Source organism: Marinomonas sp. ef1 (assembly GCF_002806845.1).
In the GTDB taxonomy this organism is placed as follows: domain Bacteria; phylum Pseudomonadota; class Gammaproteobacteria; order Pseudomonadales; family Marinomonadaceae; genus Marinomonas; species Marinomonas polaris.
This window is the reverse complement of sequence record NZ_NHTT01000001.1, coordinates 229,926-250,140: the sequence shown is the minus strand read 5'-3', so window position 1 is coordinate 250,140 and position 20,215 is coordinate 229,926. Positions and strand designations below refer to the sequence as shown.

At 41.8% G+C, this 20,215-nt stretch carries 22 protein-coding genes; 13 read left to right on the top strand and 9 right to left on the bottom strand.

Annotation, left to right across the window (positions count from 1 at the left end; all coding sequences use genetic code 11):
* Positions 1-179: 179 nt before the first annotated feature.
* Complete coding sequence (locus tag CCS02_RS01170) at positions 180-1,472, top strand: NCS2 family permease (RefSeq protein WP_100635349.1); 1,293 nt, start codon at positions 180-182, stop codon at positions 1,470-1,472.
* A 130-nt stretch (positions 1,473-1,602) separates the two neighbouring features.
* Entirely contained in the window at positions 1,603-2,346 is a 744-nt protein-coding gene (locus CCS02_RS01165) for a class I SAM-dependent DNA methyltransferase (RefSeq protein ID WP_072838070.1), read from the top strand.
* A 21-nt stretch (positions 2,347-2,367) separates the two neighbouring features.
* Here the strand turns inward: CCS02_RS01165 and CCS02_RS01160 are convergent, their stop codons facing one another.
* The 3 genes from CCS02_RS01160 to CCS02_RS01150 all read right to left on the bottom strand — a co-directional run bounded on the left by CCS02_RS01160 (position 2,368) and on the right by CCS02_RS01150 (position 4,976).
* A complete protein-coding gene (locus CCS02_RS01160) occupies positions 2,368-2,589 on the bottom strand; it encodes a hypothetical protein (RefSeq protein ID WP_012069275.1) in 222 nt (73 codons plus the stop codon).
* 312 nt (positions 2,590-2,901) lie between these two features.
* The gene (cpxA, locus tag CCS02_RS01155; protein ID WP_100635347.1) at positions 2,902-4,290 is read right to left on the bottom strand and encodes an envelope stress sensor histidine kinase CpxA; all 1,389 of its coding nucleotides are present in this window, start codon (positions 4,288-4,290) and stop codon (positions 2,902-2,904) included.
* Positions 4,290-4,976, bottom strand: coding sequence for a response regulator (locus CCS02_RS01150; RefSeq protein WP_072837881.1), 687 nt, complete (start codon positions 4,974-4,976; stop codon positions 4,290-4,292). The genes cpxA and CCS02_RS01150 overlap by 1 nt, the downstream gene beginning before the upstream one ends.
* 220 nt (positions 4,977-5,196) lie before the next feature.
* Here CCS02_RS01150 and CCS02_RS01145 point away from each other — a divergent pair, with 220 nt between their 5' ends.
* Positions 5,197-5,697, top strand: a complete 501-nt coding sequence (locus CCS02_RS01145; protein ID WP_100635346.1) for a CpxP family protein — start codon at positions 5,197-5,199, stop codon at positions 5,695-5,697.
* Between the two features lie 85 nt (positions 5,698-5,782).
* Here the strand turns inward: CCS02_RS01145 and CCS02_RS01140 are convergent, their stop codons facing one another.
* Positions 5,783-6,061 carry a hypothetical protein gene (locus CCS02_RS01140; protein ID WP_072837879.1) on the bottom strand — a complete coding sequence of 93 codons (279 nt, stop codon included), beginning with the start codon at positions 6,059-6,061 and terminating at the stop codon, positions 5,783-5,785.
* A gap of 198 nt (positions 6,062-6,259) precedes the next feature.
* Here CCS02_RS01140 and CCS02_RS01135 point away from each other — a divergent pair, with 198 nt between their 5' ends.
* Positions 6,260-6,805: a hypothetical protein gene (locus tag CCS02_RS01135; protein ID WP_100635344.1), complete on the top strand. Its 546-nt coding sequence runs from the start codon at positions 6,260-6,262 to the stop codon at positions 6,803-6,805.
* Between the two features lie 78 nt (positions 6,806-6,883).
* Here the strand turns inward: CCS02_RS01135 and CCS02_RS01130 are convergent, their stop codons facing one another.
* The 3 genes from CCS02_RS01130 to CCS02_RS01120 form a co-directional block, all read right to left on the bottom strand.
* Positions 6,884-7,882 carry a branched-chain amino acid aminotransferase gene (locus CCS02_RS01130; RefSeq protein WP_072837877.1) on the bottom strand — a complete coding sequence of 333 codons (999 nt, stop codon included), beginning with the start codon at positions 7,880-7,882 and terminating at the stop codon, positions 6,884-6,886.
* A 275-nt stretch (positions 7,883-8,157) separates the two neighbouring features.
* Positions 8,158-9,036, bottom strand: a complete 879-nt coding sequence (locus tag CCS02_RS01125) for a diguanylate cyclase domain-containing protein (RefSeq protein WP_100635343.1) — start codon at positions 9,034-9,036, stop codon at positions 8,158-8,160.
* 149 nt (positions 9,037-9,185) lie between these two features.
* Positions 9,186-9,473, bottom strand: a complete 288-nt coding sequence (locus CCS02_RS01120) for a DUF1294 domain-containing protein (protein WP_232728791.1) — start codon at positions 9,471-9,473, stop codon at positions 9,186-9,188.
* Between the two features lie 167 nt (positions 9,474-9,640).
* Between CCS02_RS01120 and CCS02_RS01115 the strand changes: the two genes are divergently transcribed.
* From CCS02_RS01115 to CCS02_RS01090, 6 genes are all read left to right on the top strand, one after another.
* Entirely contained in the window at positions 9,641-10,312 is a 672-nt protein-coding gene (locus tag CCS02_RS01115) for a response regulator transcription factor (RefSeq protein ID WP_100635342.1), read from the top strand.
* The gene (locus tag CCS02_RS01110; protein ID WP_100635341.1) at positions 10,309-11,697 is read left to right on the top strand and encodes a sensor histidine kinase; all 1,389 of its coding nucleotides are present in this window, start codon (positions 10,309-10,311) and stop codon (positions 11,695-11,697) included. The genes CCS02_RS01115 and CCS02_RS01110 overlap by 4 nt, the downstream gene beginning before the upstream one ends.
* Positions 11,687-12,811, top strand: a complete 1,125-nt coding sequence (locus CCS02_RS01105) for an ABC transporter substrate-binding protein (RefSeq protein WP_100635340.1) — start codon at positions 11,687-11,689, stop codon at positions 12,809-12,811. The genes CCS02_RS01110 and CCS02_RS01105 overlap by 11 nt, the downstream gene beginning before the upstream one ends.
* 86 nt (positions 12,812-12,897) lie before the next feature.
* Positions 12,898-13,971: a Bug family tripartite tricarboxylate transporter substrate binding protein gene (locus CCS02_RS01100; protein WP_100635339.1), complete on the top strand. Its 1,074-nt coding sequence runs from the start codon at positions 12,898-12,900 to the stop codon at positions 13,969-13,971.
* An 85-nt stretch (positions 13,972-14,056) separates the two neighbouring features.
* Entirely contained in the window at positions 14,057-16,024 is a 1,968-nt protein-coding gene (locus CCS02_RS01095) for a tripartite tricarboxylate transporter permease (protein WP_100635338.1), read from the top strand.
* A gap of 31 nt (positions 16,025-16,055) precedes the next feature.
* The gene (locus tag CCS02_RS01090; RefSeq protein WP_100635337.1) at positions 16,056-16,808 is read left to right on the top strand and encodes a sulfite exporter TauE/SafE family protein; all 753 of its coding nucleotides are present in this window, start codon (positions 16,056-16,058) and stop codon (positions 16,806-16,808) included.
* 457 nt (positions 16,809-17,265) lie between these two features.
* On the opposite strand, the gene CCS02_RS01085 is transcribed toward CCS02_RS01090, so the two are convergent.
* On the bottom strand, positions 17,266-17,712 hold the full coding sequence (locus tag CCS02_RS01085; protein ID WP_100635336.1) for a DUF1499 domain-containing protein: 447 nt from the start codon (positions 17,710-17,712) through the stop codon (positions 17,266-17,268).
* Between the two features lie 165 nt (positions 17,713-17,877).
* Between CCS02_RS01085 and CCS02_RS01080 the strand changes: the two genes are divergently transcribed.
* The 3 genes from CCS02_RS01080 (at position 17,878) to CCS02_RS01070 (ending at position 19,359) form a co-directional block, all read left to right on the top strand.
* Complete coding sequence (locus tag CCS02_RS01080; RefSeq protein ID WP_100635335.1) at positions 17,878-18,612, top strand: tellurite resistance TerB family protein; 735 nt, start codon at positions 17,878-17,880, stop codon at positions 18,610-18,612.
* A gap of 184 nt (positions 18,613-18,796) precedes the next feature.
* A complete protein-coding gene (locus CCS02_RS01075; RefSeq protein WP_100635334.1) occupies positions 18,797-19,042 on the top strand; it encodes a type II toxin-antitoxin system CcdA family antitoxin in 246 nt (81 codons plus the stop codon).
* The gene (locus CCS02_RS01070; RefSeq protein ID WP_100635333.1) at positions 19,042-19,359 is read left to right on the top strand and encodes a CcdB family protein; all 318 of its coding nucleotides are present in this window, start codon (positions 19,042-19,044) and stop codon (positions 19,357-19,359) included. The genes CCS02_RS01075 and CCS02_RS01070 overlap by 1 nt, the downstream gene beginning before the upstream one ends.
* A gap of 11 nt (positions 19,360-19,370) precedes the next feature.
* Here the strand turns inward: CCS02_RS01070 and CCS02_RS01065 are convergent, their stop codons facing one another.
* Complete coding sequence (locus tag CCS02_RS01065; protein WP_100635592.1) at positions 19,371-19,898, bottom strand: NUDIX hydrolase; 528 nt, start codon at positions 19,896-19,898, stop codon at positions 19,371-19,373.
* Positions 19,899-20,215: the final 317 nt, after the last annotated feature.

Here is a 20,215-nt window from a genome sequence, read left to right as displayed (position 1 = left end):
ATTTCTTACAATTTATCTCCCCAAACCATCTCGAATTTTTTATACTTGCCGCCGAAATTATTTACTGACCAAATGATCAGTTACTAAACTTGTCTCGGCATATTTTATTGAGAGCAAATCTGCATAAGTAATCTCTCAATAAAATAATCGCCGTCGTCTACTAGCAAAAGGTCCCCCTCATGCTCGAACGTTATTTCAAACTTAAAGCGCACAACACCACGGTACGTAATGAAGTTATCGGAGGTATTACCACCTTCTTGACGATGGCTTATATCATTTTCGTTAACCCTTCTATTCTTGCTCAAGCAGGCATGGATCAAGGTGCTGTATTTGTAGCAACCTGTCTTGCAGCTGCAATTGGTTGCTTGATTATGGGTCTGTATGCAAACTACCCAATCGCTCTAGCACCAGGAATGGGATTAAACGCCTTCTTTACCTACGGTGTAGTCTTAGGCATGGGCTACACATGGGAGCAAGCACTTGGCGCTGTTTTCTTATCCGGTATTCTTTTCATTTTCATCAGTATTTTTCGAATTCGTGAATGGGTTATTAATGCCATTCCGTCTTCATTGAAGCTGGGGATTGCGGCAGGTATCGGTCTTTTCTTAGCCATGATTGCACTGCAAAACTCAGGCATTATTGTAAAAAATCCAGCGACAATGGTGTCCTTAGGCGACCTATCTTCGCCATCTGCGATTTATGGCTTACTTGGCTTTTTTGTTATCTGTGCTTTGGCGTATTTGAATATCACAGGCGCAGTAATGATCGGCATACTTTTTGTGACGGTTTTGTCGATTCTATTTGGTCAAAATGAATTCGGCGGATTAGTTTCTATGCCTCCTTCCGTTGCGCCTACTTTCTTAGCAATGGACATAGAAGGTGCTTTCCAAATCAGTATGCTAAGCGTTATTTTCGCATTTTTCTTTGTCGATTTATTTGATACATCAGGCACGTTAATTGGCGTTGGCCAACGTGGTGGCTTATTAGATAAAGAAGGCAAACTGCCGCGTCTTAAAAAAGCCTTGTTAGCAGACTCTAGCGCTACTGTGGTTGGTGCTGCACTAGGCACATCTTCTACAACAAGTTATATCGAAAGCGCTTCAGGCGTTGCCGCTGGTGGACGTACTGGCTTGACAGCCGTAGTTGTTGCGTTATTATTTTTACTAAGCCTGTTCTTTGCGCCATTGGCTGGATCTATCCCTGCTTATGCAACAGCTGGCGCGTTAATGTACGTTGCTGTATTAATGACAAGCAGCCTAGCGCATGTAGATTGGGATGATATTACCGAAGCGGCACCAGTCCTGATTGCGGCTTTCACCATGCCACTAACCTACTCAATCGCAGATGGTATTGCTTTGTCCTTCATCAGCTACGCTGTGATCAAGCTATTATCAGGTCAAGGCAAGCAAGTAGGCATTGCGGTATACCTTTTAGCTGCCTTGTTTATCGCTAAATTCTTTATCTTTGTCTAATTAAGATAACGAAACTCCAATAAAAAAACAGGAACAAAGTCGCTCTTTGTTCCTGTTTTTTTGCTTCGCAAAAAGTGCGATCTACTATATTATTCGCCATCAAATTTTATCCCCTCCAAGTGAAGAAAACATGTCTGACAACGCGCTCTATACGGACTTATCCGGCTATTACGATCTAATGTGTGCCGATATTAATTATCAAGCCCAAAGCAACAGCGCGCATAGACTTCATCAGATTTTCGGCAATGGCGGGAAACAACATTTGGATTTGGCTTGTGGTACTGGTCCACATATCAGCTATCTTAGCCAAGAAGGCTATCAATCAAGCGGCTTGGATATAAATCAACCAATGCTGGATATAGCACAACAACGATGCCCTAACGCTTACTTCGAATTAGGTAATATGTGTGCATTTGATGCAGCTGAGCCTTATGACTTGATCACCTGTTTTTTATACTCAGTCCATTATAGCGGCGATATTAAAAACCTAACAAGTTGCATTCAAAGCGTGCACAAAGCTCTCAATACTGGCGGTGTTTTTTGTTTCAATTCGGTCGATAAAAACCATATAGATAATACCCTATCAGCCAAGCACAGTGTGATGCACGATAACAGCGAGTTTTCGTTTGGTTCTTCTTGGTATTACTGTGGTGAGGGAGAAAAGCAAACACTAAAGCTGAGCATTGAAAAAACAAGTGCGCAACACACTCAGCTCTGGACAGACGAGCACCCTATGGTGGCACTAAGCTTTAATGAACTACAAGCGCTGTTAATGCCATATTTTGACGTTCATGTATTTGAACATGAACACGACAAAATCATACCTTGGGAGAAGCTATCTGGTAACGCAATCTTTTTGTGTGTCAAAAAATAAAGAAGACTTAACGGTTTGAACTTAAGATTCTGTCATTGAACGATACTTTAGAATCAAAGAGATAATTTCATGATCGCTAACGGAAGAAGATAAAGACTCATTAATAGAACGTCTCTGCGGTAAACGGATATTGAATTTACTTTTTAATAATCCAACCACTTGCGAGTCGGAGTTAGGGTCGAATGTCTGGCTTGCAAAGATGCAAATTCGCTGTAGTACAAATTCTTTGGCTGTATTTATCATGTATTACCTATGGTTTTAGAGAAAAACGACAAGGCTTCTCTCTTTTCTTGTTTTTAAAAACGAGTCTAAACAAATAGACCAAGCGCTTATTAGCAAATTTCTTATTCAAATAAAGTATAAAAAAGGCAAGGTGCGAGAGAGAAATACTCTCTGCGTTACTCAGTACTTTTAGGGATAGCTTTTGGGGAAAGCGATTAACCGAATGCATAATAAGAACGATGAGGTTCTAATATGAGCTGAATTAATCGCTTTGTCTACTAATGCTTTCGTAAAAACAAAGATAATACTTTCCTAAAAAAAATTAAAGAAGCACTATGGTTCTTCTTGCAGCGGCAAAGTCACTTCCACCAGCAACCCGCCCAGTTCACTTCGAGCAGCTCTGATCATACCATTATGTTGACGAACCGCATTTTCGGCGATAGCTAAACCCAACCCTGCGCCACCACTGTGGCGGTCACGTGCTGTTGAAACCCGATAAAAAGGCCTAAAAATAGAATCAAACTCATCCTCAGGCACACCATCACCATCGTCTTCTACTCGGATAGATAACGTATCTGAATGAACATCCAATGAAACCTGAATTTGGTTTTTACCATAATGAATGGCATTACGGACAATGTTTTCTAAAGCACTCATTAACAATTGAGGATGACAGTTAATCATTCGATTAGGGACAGCCGACAAAAGCAAGGTCTTACCCATGTGTTCAGCTTCAAACTGACTGTCGGCTAACAAAGCATCAAAAAGACTCGATAGCGGTTGAATTTCTCGATTCAAATGACTATCCACTTGCACGCTAGACAATTCAAGCAACTTGCCTATCATTTGCTCAAGACGCTGAGCTTCCGTATCAATGCGCGTTAAATCCGTACTATCGCCTAGCTTTCGTTTTGCCAAAGCTTGCGCCATTCTTAGGCGAGTCAAAGGTGAGCGTAGCTCATGAGAAATGTCCGATAGCAAACGCTGTTGCCGAGTAATCATCAAGTTTACGGCCGTTACCATCTGATTAAAACTGGCACCTGCTTGGCGAAACTCTGAGGTACCTTTTTCAAGCTCAGGATCAATTTCAAACACGCCTTGTGACACACGCTGCGCCGCTCTTTCAAGACGACGGGCAGGCTGACTCAACGCCCATGCCAACCACAATAACAAAGGTGTACTAACCAACATTACTGCCAACAACAAACGAAAAGGATGATCAAAGAGTTGTAATAAAAAATGCGGAGGCTCACTCCAGCGAGTTCCGATATAAAGAAAATAATCGTTCTTGGCCAACCGAATAGGAAGAGGGCCAGAAATCATCGTCTTGCCGTACAGTTTTTGCTGGGGTTCCTGAGGGTTATCAATAGAAGTCACAAAATTGCGTAATGCCTTATAACTAAAATCAGGGCGGCGATCAGTAGTAATCACATTACCATCAAGGTCAGTAATAAAAAGGCGCAGTTTATTATCGTCTGGTCCATGGCGAGACCAACCTTCTAGATTATGTAGAACCTGAACAAAATCCGGAGCAGAAGCAAAAGTCCGCTCAACTTGGTCACGTATTTGCAGCATCCGATCATAATGAGGAGGAGGAATATCTCGTGGTTTACGAGGATCAAAATGCGGCAAAGCCAACACAGCCAAAATCACCAAAAACATGGTAAACCAAAAAATAGCGAAAATACGACCGTACAAACTAGTGATCTTTGGCAAACGCATCAGTCGCCCTCCACCAGTAAATAACCGCGTCCACGCAAGGTTTTAATACGAGGTTTGCCATTCGGCCAGTCTGGCAGTTTTTTACGTAAATTCGAGACATGCATATCAATCGCTCGATCAAAAGCCGCCAAACGTTTACCTAACACATCCAAACTTAAGTCTTCTTTGGTTAAAACGTTACCGGGATGAAGTAAAAAATAATGCAAAAGCGCAAACTCAGTACTGGTCAAATCCAACAAATCACCATTGCAATACGCTTCAAGGCGACCTGGATAAAGTTTGATGTCTCGATATGTCACAAAATCATTTTGTTGCTGACCTTTGCTTGCTTGAGTCCTGCGTAAAATGGCACGAATTCTTGCCAACAACTCGCGCTCACTAAATGGCTTTGGCAAATAATCATCCGCACCTAGCTCAAGACCAACCACACGATCAATCTCTTCACCTTTCGCCGTTAACATCAAAACAGGCACATCCCATTTTTCACGCAACTGCTTCAGAGTTTCAAAACCGTTTAGCTTAGGCATCATGACATCAAGCAATATCAAATCCACACTATCATCCATCGCTGCCAAACCCGCTTCACCATCATAGGCAGCAGAAACAGCACAATTCTCAAAAGATAAAACTTCTTTGAGCAAATCACTCAATTCAACATCATCATCGATTATTAAAATATGTGGCATCAATAGTTCCTAAAACGGTTTGGATTAATCTGTAGCTAGCGAATAAAACTCTTGCTGATGGGTAACATTTTACGTCGAAATACTAAGCGCGGTGCAGCCTTTACGATACTTTACCTAGCTAATACGCCACTTTACCTTACAGCCTCTATTCTACTCCCATGCGTTCAGAACGCAGTACTTATCAATAATCTGATCCCCTAAAGTATATAAGGAAGAAAATATGAAAATGGCAAAAAAACTTATTCTAGCCTCTGTTGTTTTACCACTAGTATTGAGCACTAGCGCATTTGCGTTTGGCGGAAAAGATCACAAAGGCTCACAGGAAGAATGTCGTCCAGGTCTAGACCGAGGCATGATGAAAGAATTGAATCTAACAGACAGCCAGAAAGAGCAATTCAAAACGCTTCGTCAAGCTAACAAAGAAGAAATGAAAGAGCGCTTCAATGACAAAAAAGAGCAAGGCGAAAAAGCTCGTATGGCTCATTTTGATAAAGTAAATAGCCTACTGATGGCTGATAAATTTGATCCAGCTAAAGCCACTGAACTAGCACAAGAAATGTCAGACAAACAAGTTAAGCGTCAAGTTGACATGCTAAGCAAACAGCACAAAATGCTCAGTATCTTAACTCCAGAACAAAAAACTAAATTCATCGAGCTACAAAAAGAGCGCATGGAAGATTGTGATGACATGCCTCGTCATCACGGCAAAGATCGTAAATAACTATCACTACAGATAGCAGACAACAAACAGCGACCCTAGACTAGGGTCGCTGTTTTCGTATTCTGCACACTATAAAACGATCTAATTAGCTACGTTTCCAAATTCTTGCCACTGCACGATCACTACCTAACAAGCCTACAATTTCGCATACTAAGCCCATTAGAAAAAACACCATGATAGGTATAATACCGGCCGCTTCACCTGTCATCAGCGTCATCACCAAAGAAACAGATCCGATCAAAAAACAAAGTAAGCCCAACACTATCAATATCGTTCGATGGGATGACTTATAGTCAAAATCCCCCTCGCCAGATTCGAACATTCCCAATACTGGAGAACAGATCTTTCTCAAAACATCTTTCATAGACAACTTCCTTCACCCATAACTAAAAACCAATATCGTCAAATACCGTAAAGTTACCGTAAAATACGTCAGATTGACAAAAAAACCGCCCTGTTCCACTAAACTAATCTCTTCACCCGCCGCAGACTAAAGGGGGAAAGAATCGTTCCAACGCCTTATGTGACAGATTTCCCATAAATCAAAACAAAGGATATGAACATGAAAAACATAATACTATCTAGCTTAACAGCCACAGCATGTGCTTTATCAGCAGGTGCTCAAGCAGGTCCATTTGATTATATAGATTACGGATTTGGCAAAATTGACCCAGACTCATCTTCATCATCCGATGACTACTCATCACTTTCTGGCGCCGTTGAAACATCTGCAGGCCCTTTTGTTGCGCTTGAGACCACAGAATACGGCGAGCTCGATGTATTGGCTATAGGTGCAGGTGTCTATGCGCCAGTTGGAGGTCAGTCCAATGTATTCGGCATACTGCAATACATAAAAGCGGACTATGGTAACAACGACGAAACAGGTTTTAGAATCTCTTTGGGGGTACGAACCACTTTATCAAACCGTGTCGAGTTAGAAGGTAAAATTAAACACGACGATGTTTACTCACAAACCGATACCAGCTTTGCCGCTGCCCTTAGATACTATGTCACGCCAAACTTTTCCGTGGCAGCTAACTACGACACCGCAGAAACCAATGGCAACGACCTAAACGCCATGTTTGCGTCACTAAGACTCAATTTCTAAACCGATTCAAACACCATAAAAAACGGGCTGACACTCAACATGTCAGCCCGTTTTTTTGCAGTTTAAAACAGCTTTAACTTAGCAAACTTTGGTTAGCCAATTGTGCTTGTCTTCCGCTTTACCCCACTGAATATCATTCAATGCTTGGCGAAGTTTTAGCGCGATAGGACCTGGTTCACCAGTACCTACTTTGTACTCTTTATCATTATGGATAAAGGTACCAACAGACGTTAATACTGCCGCTGTACCAGACAAAACAGCTTCCACTTCAGGCTTAGCGGCACGTTCTAGCAATTCCGCAACCGTCAAATCACGTTCAGTTACCGTCATACCCAAATCTGCAGCAAGCGTTAGGATAGAAGAACGAGTCACGCCATGTAGGAAAGAAGAATCTAAGCCTTTAGTAATGATTTCATTACCATCGATCAACAAGAAGTTTGCCGCGCCAGTTTCTTGTACGTCGCCATTTGGGCAGAACAAAATTTGGTCTGCTTGCACTTCTGCTTTCGCTCTAGAAATAGGACCTAAAGCACTCGCGTAGTTACCACCACTTTTGATCATGCCCATATGAGGCGCGCAACGCATACCGGTTTCATCCAACAAAAGACGAAGTGCTTTAGCGCCGCCAGTAAAATAATCACCTACAGGAGACAACAAAACATACAACATAGACGTAGCTGTTGGCGCAGCTGCTTTACCCACTGCCGCTTCCGTACCAATGTGAGTTGGGCGAATGTACATAGACCCTGGTGGCTCAGGCACATCAGTAGCAAACTCAGCAACAGCATCAACAATCATTTTAGAAACTTGCGCTTCATCAATTGTAGGCAAAGACAATAAACGGCTACTTTGAGCTAAACGCTTAATATTTTGGTCCATACGAAACACATGTACACTGCCATCAGCATGACGAAACGCCTTCAAACCTTCAAAACAAGTACTTGAGTAATGCAATACGTGGGCACCAGGATGCAACTGAATGCTGTCCGATGCGACAATGCTTGCATCACTCCATTGATTATTTTCGAATGTTGCCAACGCCATTTTAGGCATAAACACGCTACCAAAAGCCGCCATTATTGTTTCCTATAAAGTTAAATGATTACAAACAACACCAGTGATCGACACTGATATTATGTGGACTCTAGACTTTGCTTCTCGCCCAATCCCCCGATAGTAAAACGGAAACCAGCACGAAGAAAGCAAATCGTAAACCACGGATCAAACAGAATGTGTATTTCCAGTATATTTGCTAATTTTAACCAGAAAATAGACTGACAGAAGAGTGATGAGACGTGACAAAGATATTACCTTCTCGATAAGAAGGGCTCAATAACCCAAACTAAAAATCCCTAAGAAGCCGCCAAAATAACCTTATCGCCACCATTATTTTTTGCTTGGTACATAGCATGATCAGCAGACTGCACCAAATCCAATGGCTCTTTACCGTTTTCAGGGTAACTAGCAATACCAATGCTGGCAGAAACAGACAATGTAGAGCCTTCAACAACAAAAACTTCAGATAAAGCAGCACGGATTTTTTCAGCGACCAAGGCCGCACTTTCCGCATTATTCACTTTATTTAAAATAATTAAAAACTCATCGCCGCCCAGACGTCCAACCGTGTCTGACTTACGAACACAAGCACCTAGCCTTTTAGCTATTAGTTGTAACAATAAATCACCTATTGCATGGCCATAGCCATCATTAATATCTTTAAAACCATCAATATCAATAAACAAAACCGATAAACCGACATGCTCACGCTCCGCCAATGTTAGCGACGCCTGCAAACGGTCTAACAACAAAGTACGATTCGGTAAATCCGTCAAATCATCATGACCCGCAGCGTAAAGCAGCTGAGCCTCCATTTCCTTGCGCTCGGTAATATCATGAGCAACTGCGATTCGCACCTGGTGCTCTTCCGACCACCGAGCCGACCACAGCACATTTACCACCTTGCCATCTTTACGTACCCAACGGTTCTCGAAGCGCGGCAGAATCTGACCACTAACAACAGACTCAGCGATACCTAGCGTTTTCTCCCTATCATCTGGATACACCATATCGACCATAGGCTTGCCAATCACTTCATGGGGCGCGTAGCCAAACATATTTTCAAAAGCCGCACTAACAAAAACAAAACTTCCATTGCGATCAACAACACAAACAGAATCGAGCATCAGCTCCATTACATCTGCAAGGCTAATGGCTAGCTCATTGTTTTTCATAAAACATTACACCTAAAGATAAAAAATCAGTGTCATTCATGGATTGTAGAAGACAACTAATCAAAGCGCTCTCATATGAGCACTAATTATCTACGGAGTTTGAATAAAAAATCTATGGTTATTACATAACGTAACGAGATTAACCAAGATTAAGAGAATTGAAAAAAATAAACTGCGTAGCCCATCGTCGCGACATTCACCACAACCGTCAGCCAAAACACCACCAAAAACCGTAACTTCTTCGTCTTGTGACGAAACACCTTCTGCCCCAACAGAGCACCAAACCAACCGCCAAACAACGACAGAAAATGCAAAGTAGATTCCCGAATTCTCTGCTTTCCACGCTTAGCCGCGGACTTATCCACACCATAGAAACAGAAGGTAATTAGGCTTAGGGAGCCATAGAAACTCAACAACACAAGGTATGTAATAGACACAATATTGGTTCTTAATAAAGATAATGTTTGAAAACTATATTAACATCTAGCCATACTTATCCATTACTAAATACGCTTAAGGTACTCAACATGACAAATGAAATGTGCTAAACAAAAAGCAAATTGTTATATTGAGTATTATAAATAACGCTGAACAGGGTCCAGTCATGCGTGTACTTTTTGCTGAAGATGACGTTATTTTATCTAAATCAGTATTAGCTAAAATCACAAAAATGGGACATGCGGTCGACTTAGCCATGACAGGAGTAGAGGCAGATCACTTTCTAAAAGTTCAAGAATATGATCTCGTGATTCTTGACCTAAATCTACCTGGAATAGACGGCCAAACTGTTCTAAAAAATCTCCGTAATCAAGGAAAAATCACCCCTGTATTAGTACTTACTGCCAAAGACCAAATGGAAGATAAAATATCCTTACTCAACCTTGGCGCTGATGACTATATGACAAAACCTTTTGACTTTTCCGAATTAGAAGCTCGCTGCCTTGCTCTCTTACGTCGCAGTCAAGGAATGGCCAAAAATGTCATAGAACACGGAGACTTGATCGTTGACCGACAAGCATGCTCTGTTTTTATTAATAACACCCCCATCGCGGTAACCAATACTGAATATCGATTATTAAACATTTTCCTTAGCCATGCGGGACAAGCTCTGAGCAAAGAATATCTAATAGAGCACTTATACAACTTCGATGATGCACCAAACTCAAGCGCCATTGAAATTTATGTTGCTCGTCTTAGAAAGTCACTTGCAGACTGCAAAAATTTTAACCTTCGAACACTCAGAGGATTAGGCTATTTATTGGATAGAGTAAAATGATCTTACGCAACTACTCTATTCGTCAAAGAGTTTTACTTGTTACAAGCAGCATCTTACTAGTTATGTGCTTGCTGGCTTATTGGTCTGCCAATTTATATGGTCACCGTGCAGCGCGTATATCTTACGATAATCAATTACTAGGCGCGGCTCTTCAAATGGCAGAAAGCATCACATTGGTTGATGGAGAGCTCATCGTCGACTTACCTTTATCTGCTTTTGAAATACTAGCCATGTCGCCAAGAGATAGAGGTTTTTATGCCGTAAGAGACGTAAACAACACACTTATCACAGGTTATGATGACCTTCCCCTGCCTTCGAAAACACCAAAAACAACACCGCTTTATTACAACGATTTTTATAGCGGTGAATCGGTACGCTTTGTACAGCTCAAAAAACGATTATTAGATACCGATATCGATACTAGTATTGTCATTACATTAGGGCAAACATCTATCGCCCGAGAGGCACTAGCAAAAGAAATGAGCCTTTTCGTTACTCAATTTGTACTGTTGTTTTTTTGCGTTTTTATGCTGCTAATTACCATCGGAATATGGCTAGTATTACGCCCACTTAAATCCTTAGGAATTGCTTTGGAGTCTCGATCGTCTACAGATCTGTCGCCGATAAAGATGATAGTACCAAAAGAAATCCAGCCACTACTTGGCTCCATTAATTACTTTATGGAAAAACTAAATACTACATTAAAACGCTTAAAGCGCTTTACAGGAGAAGCGGCTCACCAACTAAGAACGCCGCTTGCAGGGTTGCGCTCCGAAGCCCAAAGTGCTCTAGAAGAACATGACTCCCACAGCCGAAACGAGCAACTAAAAAACGTCATTGCCTGCTGCGATGAACTAACTGTCATTATTTCTATGCTATTAAACCAAGCAAATTTAGCGCACCGCTTCCAAAGTGATGACAAAGTTGCTATCTCACTACCCAAACTTGTTACAGATATATGTCGAGAAGTTACTGTGGTAGCGCTGGAAAGCGACGTAGAAATAGCCTATGTAAGCGAAGAGAAAGAAGCGATGATCACCGGGAACGAATATGCGCTTAAACAGATGGTCAGAAACCTTCTCGAAAATGCCGTTAAATACAGCCCAAAAGACAGCCCAGTGGAAGTATCAATTGATACATCAGTCGACAGTATTATTTTACAAATTCGGGATCACGGTTATGGCATTCCAGACAGTGAAAAAGAGCGAGTATTCGAATACCTCTACCGTTCCAAAAATAATATAAAATCCGGCACAGGAATCGGTTTAGCAATAGCAAGCGAAGTAGCCGAACACCACTATGCGATCTTGGAATTAAAAGATAATCAGCCAACAGGATTAATCGTCGAAGTACGCTTCCAACAAGAGAAACAATATGAAAGTTAAGTGGTGCAATGATGATGCTCACCAAGATTTTTTTCACGGCTATCTTACCTACTGCCGTTATCTTGCTCTTTTTCTTATAGCAACTATTCATCACACTACATTAGCAGCAGATGAATATTATTTCCCAAGCTTATTGAATACTCCTATAGAGGAAAACACTTTAACAATTTATGGTGCGGCGGATTATCAGGCGATCTATCCAGTCATACGCTCCTTTCAGCAGCGTATGCCTAATATATCAGTTTTTTATAAAGAATTTAGTACTAGGGAGTTAGACGATACAGTTAGATCAAGTAATGATTGGCCTGACCTCCTTTTAAGCCCTGCCATGGACTTACAAATTAAACTTGTTAATGACGGACTAACTTATGCCTTCAGTTCCGACCAAACAAAACAGTTACCCGAATGGGCAAACTGGAGAGATGAAGTATTTGCATTCACCTATGAGCCAGTAGCCATTGCGGTTAATAAAGCTATATTAGATGACGACCCTACTCCTAAAAATCGTACAGACCTACTCAACTTGATCCGCAAAAAAAGTACATCTTTCTACAATAAAATTGGACTACTAGACATCGAAACTGTCGGTTTAGGCTATTTAACATGGGCTCATGATAGCCAACAATCACGCACTTATGGTCGTTTACTCGAAGTGTTTGGCGCTCACAATGCACAACTCTATGCCAATAGCACATCCATGCTGGGAGCATTAGCAAACCAAGATATTTATATTGCCTATAATGTTTTAGGGTCTTATGCCTCAGATTGGGCGACTCGCTTTCCTGAAATTGAAGTGATATTTCCATCGGATTATACTTCCGTGATTTTACGTAGCGCCCTCGTTCCGAAGTACTCTAAACACATAGAGCTAGCCAGACAGTTCATTGACTTTATTCTCTCTGATGAAGGGCAAAAAATCATTGAAAACGACTCCAGTCTTATTCCCATCAAGCCAGATGCCAGTTCAAATAGCCCAATAAATAAATTGCGCCTATCAACACAGAGCCCTCTTATCCCAATCACCTTCGGGTTTCCAATCATCTTATTAACGGATCAAGCCAAACGTAACATCCTATTAAAAGAATGGGAGAACGCCATGATGTTTAACAAATAAAACTCTTCTTCCCAAAATTGAAAGGTTTCTGAAAGCTTCATTTTTTATACTACGCCAACTCTAACAACAAAAAAGTAGGAATATGTATGAAGAAACTAATGTTTGGACTAGCCTCCAGCCTTGCCATTATCACATCCAGCATCTCCAATACTGCAATTGCTGCAGATTTTAGTGGTGAGCGAGTTGAATGGATCGTTCCTTTTAAAGAAGGTGGCGGTACAGACACATGGGCACGCTTCTTCCTCCCAAAATTATCTCAAGCTCTACCGGCAACCATAGTAATTAAAAACGTACCTGGTGGCGGCTCTATAAACGGTGCAAATCAATTCGACAAACGAGCTAAAAATGATGGCCTTCATATTTTCGGGTCTACAGCATCGACTCTTTTTTACTACCTTCTTGGTGATAAGCGCGCCCGCTACGAGCCAAAAGATTGGAAGGCCGTTTTTGCTACACCAACTGGTGGTGTTTTCTACGTCAGTTCAAGCCTAGGCATTAAATCCGCCCAAGATTTGGTAAAAATCAAAAACAAAGAGCTTATCTTTCCTAGCCTAGGGCCGACGTCTCTTGATCTAGTGCCATTGCTTGCCATGGACATGCTTAAATTAAATGTAAAGCCTGTTTTTGGTATGGATCGAAGTGCTGGACGACTAGCCTTTGAGCGTGGTGAAGTAAATGTGGATTATCAAACTTCTGCCCCTTATATCCAAAAAGTTACGCCACTTGTAGAAGAAGGAAGCGCGATTCCAATTATGACTTGGGGAGCACTAGATGAAGATGGCAACATCCAGCGAGATCCATCTTTCCCTGACTTACCAAGCTTTCCAGAAGTCTACGAAATGCTGAATGGCCATAAACCAACAGGACAAGCCTACAATGTTTGGAAAACCTTCTTCATTGCAGGGTTCGCAGCTCAGAAAATTCTCTTTTTACCAAAAGATACTCCAAGTGATGTAGTTCAAACTTACCGTAAAACAATGATTGATATTATCAATCAAGACGGCTTTAAAGAAGATGCCAGTCTAGCCATTGGAGACTATGAACAAATCGTCGGAGACAAAAAGGTAGAAAACGCTTTCAATCAAATCTTCAGCCTATCAGACGACGACAAAAAATGGATCCAGAATTGGCTAAGTAAAAACTACAACGTCAAATTCTAACGAACTACTCAGTTAACCCAACAAAACTTTCAACCAAGCATGGGATTACTCCCATGCTTCTTATTGGCTTTTTTAGGTAAAAATCATGTTAGATGTATTCATGAGTGCTTTTTACTCCGTCCTATCCATAGAACATTTAATGTTTCTGTGCGTCGGCGTTGTATTAGGCTTAGCTGTCGGTATATTTCCTGGACTTGGGGGTATCGCTGGCTTGTCTCTGCTATTACCCTTCATTTATGGGATGGACGTGACCTCGGCTTTAGCCATGTTAATTGGTTTGGTCGCTGTTATCCCAACGTCAGATACTTTCACATCAGTATTAATGGGTATCCCAGGTTCCAGCGGGTCTCAAGCTACCGTTCTCGATGGCTTTCCTTTGGCTAAAAAGGGGCAAGCAGCACGAGCTCTTTCCGCCGCATTCTCTGCTTCTCTTTTTGGCGGACTATTTGGTGCAGCTGTTCTGACTGTATTTGTACTTATTGCACGCCCTGTCATTCTCGCTTTTGGTTCAGCGGAATTATTTATGCTTACTCTATTAGGTTTAAGCATGGTTGGTGGACTAGCAGGAAACAGCTTAATGAAAGGTCTATGTGCCTGTGCATTAGGTTTAATGCTAGGCACCATTGGTGGTGCACCAGCCACAGGCGAATTCCGTTTATTCTTCAATATCGATTATCTAATGGATGGCCTACCATTGGTTGTCGTTGGTTTGGGTATCTTCGCCATACCTGAAATTGTTGATCTACTTCGTAGTAAACGCCAAATCGCCGAAGCATCAGGGCTAGGCGGAGGATGGATGGCTGGCGTAAAAGACTTAATAACCCATAGATGGCTTGCTTTTCGTTGTGCATGTATTGGCTGTGTTGTTGGCGCCTTGCCAGGTTTAGGTGGCAGCGTAGTCGACTGGATTTCCTACGGTCACGCGGTCCAAACCAGCAAAGATAAAAGCCAATTCGGCAAAGGCGATATCCGTGGTGTAATTGCTCCAGAATCATCCAATAACGCCAAAGAAGGTGGCGCGCTAATTCCAACTATTCTGTTCGGCATCCCAGGCTCTGGCGGAATGGCTGTTTTCCTAGGTGGTATGATTTTAATAGGATTAGAGCCTGGTCCATCAATGGTAAGCACAAATCTAGACATCACCTACACCATTATCTGGTCTTTGGCTCTTGCTAACGTATTAGGCGCTGGCGCATGTTTATTCATGTCCAAATGGGTAGCGAAACTCACAACTATTCCTTACGCAATTTTAGCGCCTTTCATGATTGCAGTGATTTGCTTTGCCGCGTTTCAGGCAACTAGAGATCTTAGTGATTTAACCGCATTAATTGGTATTGGTATATTAGGTGCTTTTTTCAAACGCTTTGGCTGGCCTCGTCCTGCTTTTTTGATTGGTTATGTACTTGCTTCAGGAATGGAAAATTATCTCTATCAAGCGGCTCAATTTGACGGCTGGGGATTCCTCTTAAAACCTGGCGTACTGATTATTGGTTTTATTGTTGTTAGCTCGCTAACCTTTACAGCCCTTCAACTAAAAGCGAAACGAAAAAACAAAGAATCAAACAACCGTTACTTAGCCGCCAATATAGCTCCTCAAGTGTTATTTGTTTTGGCGATATTAAGTCTTTCGCTCTACGCTTTATACGATGCATTTCAAGTATCTATGCTTGCTCGTATATTTCCAGCAGGCATAGCTGTTTGCTTAATTTGTCTTTCTTTATTAATTCTAAGAAAACTGGTTACAGATGGAGATTACAGCCAAGTCAATTACGATGAAGAAGCTCCAAAGGAAGAAAATAAAGAATCTTTCTATCTCTACTTATGTTGGATTGGCGGCTTAATAGCATCGTATTACCTAGTCGGTTTTGTCATTGCAACCTTTGCATTCTTTATTATTTTTCTGAAGTTAAAAGCCCAATTGTCATGGCTAAAATCTCTCATCCTCTCGATTCTCGCAATGACGTTTATCACAACCTTATCTTACCTAATGGTGCTCGATTTACCGATTGGCTTACTACAAGACTGGATAACGCTACCTTGGCCACTGGGTTAACAAAACATCAACTACTGCAAAAGAAAAACTGATGGAAATTATTTTATACACGCTATCTGAGTTTGTATTCGTAACCTTAGTTATTAGCGCATTTTTTACGTCCATGCTAACTGCCAGCCTTGGTGCTGGCGGAGGTATATTAATGCTTGGCATTATTGCCCAAATTATGCCACCACAACTTATCATTCCTATTCATGGAATTATTCAATTCGGCTCTAACGCGGGCAGAGCTGGAATGAGTTGGCATAATATTGATTGGAAAGTAATCATCGCTTTCCTACCTGGGGCGATTATTGGTTCTTTAATTGGGTTGCTTGTACTTGTCACCTTACCACCAGCCATCATGTATCTATCGATAGCTGGATTTATTTTATTTTTATGTTGGGGACCAAAACTCCCCAAAATAGCCTTAGGAACTATAGGTATAGCAACCGCCAGTTTAATCACAACATTCTTAACACTTTTTGTTGGCGCCACCGGCCCTTTAGTAGGAGCTTTTGTTAAACAAATCCATACAGATAAATTAAAAACAATCGCTACCTTTGCAGCTGTAATGACACTTCAACACACCTGCAAAATAGCCATCTTTGGCTACACTGGCTTTAACCTAACACCATGGATTCCCCTACTAATCTTCATGATCATAAGTGGAGCACTGGGTACTTGGGTTGGCCTTCACCTATCCAAAAAGCTGCCAGATAAATACTATCATCTCATCTTTAACATACTACTTTCGGTACTGGCCTTCCGACTAATTTGGCAAGCAATCGATATGCTTAATTAAAATGTCCAATGAGATAATTCTTTAGTTTTATTCAAATACTTAGAGCTAACAGACGACTTTAACAAACGTATAAATAGAGACATTGTAGTTATTGGTTAATTTCTTTTTCAGGTTGCACTCAAGTGCTTTGGATTTCATTCAAGCACTTTGAATTTCTAGCCTTTATTCGGCTCTACTGAGCGGGTAACTTTTGTCTAGCGCCCAAAAACTTAAGTTTAAAGAAAAGAAAAAATTTGCTTTAAGATCTTTAATCCCTCATTTCCTTAATAGGAACATAACTTCTACCTACGCTCGTTATATCGTAAGGCATAGAGCTGTATTGCTGTTCGAGAGAGCATTTCCGTTAATGACTCTGAAACTCCATAGGGTCGCGCAATCCTTCACTTATAAAAAGTGCGTCGAACAGACGTCTTCAGGATTTCAAGTACGGAAGCCAATCATAACAGCGCCATATGCACTATTCTTGTAACTTACTGCGAATGGCTTCCATACGTTTTCGATTCACGCCAAAGTCTGAATGCCCAACTCGAGACGCTGAGCGAATATCGATGACCACTTCTCCACCGCGCTCTTCAGAAATCAAAAACTCCACATCGTCTACAAAACGAAAAATCGCCGACGTAAATTCCGCATGAATGTAATCCGCTTCATTCACCACAACCTTCACTCGCTTCAACGATTCCAGTACCGCAACCACTTTGTCATGGGCATCGACATTGGAGCCTTTAAGCTCGATAGGTTCAATATAATGCTTATCCTCGGCTTGGGCTTGGCTACTTACACAATTTGGCGAGTCAGGACAGACGGCTAATTTTCCATTTGAAACACCTAAATTCGGCATAATACCTGAGCACCCCTGTAATAAAATAAACAGTAATAAGTATAAAAATTTTCTAACCAACATACCCTACCTCATTGAGCAAAACATAAGTATTGCCCTCCAACAACAATAACACCACAAAAACAAGGATGAACTCACCAGCACTTTACGTGTCCTACTATCAGGCTTAACTTAACAACCAGTGTCCTTAATCACGACAAACAACATCAAGACCAGAGGCTCTCGACCATGAATGTTAACTCACTTTTAAATAGTATTATGGGCACCGCGAGTGCTGGAATCGACAAAGCTACCACTGCCGCCAAATCAGGCTCTATGCCCGGTGGATTATTGGGTGGCGCTGCGGCTGGCGGATTAGCTGCCATGTTATTAACTAACAAAAAAGCCCGAAAAATGGGCGGCGCGGCAATTAAATACGGCGGCATGGCTGCGGTAGGCGGAATCGCTTACAAAGCTTGGTGCGCTCACAAAGAAAACCAAAACACAGCACAAACCGCCCCAGCAACATCCAATCAGAGCTTTCACTCAGATTCCTCTAACGCCCTACCTGCTGTCCCAACAGGGAGCATTTTCGACCTAGTCGAGGAAAAACCAACTAAACAGGGCGAAGACATGCGCCTCATTTTGATTCGAGCTATGATCAGCGCCGCCAAAGCAGATGGACATATCGACGCGACCGAACGCACTCGAATCGAACAACAAATCAAAGACCTTAGTATTGGCAAAGAAGAACAACAGTTTTTAGTAGAACAACTGCGAGCAACCAGCGACCCGATTACCATCGCACGCCTATCTGAAAACGAAGAACAGGCCACAGAAATTTATCTCGTATCCTTGCTCGCGGTTGATATCGATACCGAAGAAGAGCGCCGCTACCTAGACCGCCTTGGAGATGCATTGCATTTGCCGAGCGATCTACGCCAAAACATCGAATACGAAGTGAACTACATACAAACGCCTTAACACAGCACAAAGTGATCACTTCGAAACGCAACACCTTCTAAAAAGGCGCTCTAAGAAAAATCCAGAGCGCCTTTTTGTTTTACACTGACTCTCTACCCCTAATCATTTCTCCTATTGCCTTGCCAGCATATATTAAACATCCTACTATGCGCATAGACATACGCATAAATATACGGTGAGAAGCATGCAAACACTCTTTGATTCAAAGGCACCCAAAAAAGCGGCCAACCTAAGCATCAACAGCGATTTGTTGGCCAAATCTCGGGCGCTAAAAATCAACCTATCTGCCATGTTAGAAAACGCACTAAAAGAAGAACTCGCCAAGAATCAGGCAGAGCAATGGAAAGCAGACAACCGAGCAGCGATTCAGTCATACAATGAATTTGTAGAAGAAAACGGTTGTTTTGGTGAGGAATACAGGACGTTCTAATGACACAGTTTGATGTCTACACAAACCCAAGCAAAACGACAAAACAAGCCTACCCCTTTCTTCTCGACATCCAAAACCCCATCCTCTCAGACCTAACTAGCAGAATCGTCATTCCCTTGGGAAAGCTGGAATACTTTAAAAATGAAAGTATGCAGATACTCACCCCAATCATCGAATACAACAACGAGCAACTCATCCTACTGACACCACAAATCGCCTCCGTTCCTAGTAGAATTTTAAAAGAACCAATAGGCTCACTCGCCCATCTCAGAGATGACATACTTAGCGCATTAGACTTTGCAGTGACAGGCTTTTGAGAATAAAAATATCAGCTTGGGACAGCCAACAACTCATCCCTGATCATTAACAATAAAAAGGTTTCCCGTTCAATCGACATGCCTTTTTTATCGCTATTTTTAATCGTATCTAGGTTATGCTTAATGGCATCATGGACATTGATCCACACCGGCTTCATACCGTTTTTGACTTCGTAATCTTCCAGACTCGTCTCGCCTAACTGTTCATCAATCTCACAGGTAAAACAGTAAGACTTCATCTGCATGATATCAAAACCATCCCTGTTCCAGGGTCGAAACTCCTCATACAAACCGAACGACTCGACATTACGAATATTCCGCGCCCCAGTCTCCTCCGTTAACTCACGAATCAAACCTTCCACCTGATTCTCACCCTCATCAATACCACCGCCCGGCAAGGTGTAATCGTCGTAACGCTGCGTATACAGCATCAAAATATCCTCACCTTTTAAAATAATCCCACGGGCAGCAAGACGTAAAAAGGAAGATTGATCGAGAGACTCAAGACTTGGATGGATAGACGACTTTAACAAACGCATAGATTTGGACACTTCGTGTGGTTGGGTTAGTTTTTTCTTTGGGTTCCATTCAAACGCTTTGGATTCCCTACCTTTATTCCGCCCTGCTGGGCGTGTAACTTTTGCCAATCGATGCAAAAGTAACCAAAAAAATCTTTTATCGGGCTTTCGCCCAAACGTCTCATTCACTTTGTTTAACATCACGTCTAGCAACACGACTTATATCGTAAGGCATGGATTGGTCTTGCTGCTAGAGAGCAGTCTTTACGTTAATGACCCTGAAACTCCATAAGGTCGCGCAATCGGGATTGCGTCGAAGGGAGTTATTAACGCTGCCT

Excerpts from the sequence above, each read along its gene's own strand:
- CCS02_RS01160 (WP_012069275.1), bottom strand. The coding sequence starts at position 2,589 with ATGATAAATACAGCCAAAGAATTTGTACTACAGCGAATTTGCATCTTT.
- CCS02_RS01140 (WP_072837879.1), bottom strand. The coding sequence starts at position 6,061 with ATGAAAGATGTTTTGAGAAAGATCTGTTCTCCAGTATTGGGAATGTTC.
- CCS02_RS01110 (WP_100635341.1), top strand. The coding sequence starts at position 10,309 with ATGATCTTACGCAACTACTCTATTCGTCAAAGAGTTTTACTTGTTACA.
- CCS02_RS01170 (WP_100635349.1), top strand. The coding sequence starts at position 180 with ATGCTCGAACGTTATTTCAAACTTAAAGCGCACAACACCACGGTACGT.
- CCS02_RS01070 (WP_100635333.1), top strand. The coding sequence starts at position 19,042 with ATGACACAGTTTGATGTCTACACAAACCCAAGCAAAACGACAAAACAA.
- CCS02_RS01165 (WP_072838070.1), top strand. The coding sequence starts at position 1,603 with ATGTCTGACAACGCGCTCTATACGGACTTATCCGGCTATTACGATCTA.
- CCS02_RS01085 (WP_100635336.1), bottom strand. The coding sequence starts at position 17,712 with ATGTTGGTTAGAAAATTTTTATACTTATTACTGTTTATTTTATTACAG.
- CCS02_RS01100 (WP_100635339.1), top strand. The coding sequence starts at position 12,898 with ATGAAGAAACTAATGTTTGGACTAGCCTCCAGCCTTGCCATTATCACA.
- CCS02_RS01115 (WP_100635342.1), top strand. The coding sequence starts at position 9,641 with ATGCGTGTACTTTTTGCTGAAGATGACGTTATTTTATCTAAATCAGTA.
- cpxA (WP_100635347.1), bottom strand. The coding sequence starts at position 4,290 with ATGCGTTTGCCAAAGATCACTAGTTTGTACGGTCGTATTTTCGCTATT.
- CCS02_RS01080 (WP_100635335.1), top strand. The coding sequence starts at position 17,878 with ATGAATGTTAACTCACTTTTAAATAGTATTATGGGCACCGCGAGTGCT.
- CCS02_RS01125 (WP_100635343.1), bottom strand. The coding sequence starts at position 9,036 with ATGAAAAACAATGAGCTAGCCATTAGCCTTGCAGATGTAATGGAGCTG.
- CCS02_RS01095 (WP_100635338.1), top strand. The coding sequence starts at position 14,057 with ATGTTAGATGTATTCATGAGTGCTTTTTACTCCGTCCTATCCATAGAA.
- CCS02_RS01105 (WP_100635340.1), top strand. The coding sequence starts at position 11,687 with ATGAAAGTTAAGTGGTGCAATGATGATGCTCACCAAGATTTTTTTCAC.
- CCS02_RS01150 (WP_072837881.1), bottom strand. The coding sequence starts at position 4,976 with ATGCCACATATTTTAATAATCGATGATGATGTTGAATTGAGTGATTTG.
- CCS02_RS01075 (WP_100635334.1), top strand. The coding sequence starts at position 18,797 with ATGCAAACACTCTTTGATTCAAAGGCACCCAAAAAAGCGGCCAACCTA.
- CCS02_RS01130 (WP_072837877.1), bottom strand. The coding sequence starts at position 7,882 with ATGGCGGCTTTTGGTAGCGTGTTTATGCCTAAAATGGCGTTGGCAACA.
- CCS02_RS01145 (WP_100635346.1), top strand. The coding sequence starts at position 5,197 with ATGAAAATGGCAAAAAAACTTATTCTAGCCTCTGTTGTTTTACCACTA.
- CCS02_RS01135 (WP_100635344.1), top strand. The coding sequence starts at position 6,260 with ATGAAAAACATAATACTATCTAGCTTAACAGCCACAGCATGTGCTTTA.
- CCS02_RS01065 (WP_100635592.1), bottom strand. The coding sequence starts at position 19,898 with ATGCGTTTGTTAAAGTCGTCTATCCATCCAAGTCTTGAGTCTCTCGAT.
- CCS02_RS01090 (WP_100635337.1), top strand. The coding sequence starts at position 16,056 with ATGGAAATTATTTTATACACGCTATCTGAGTTTGTATTCGTAACCTTA.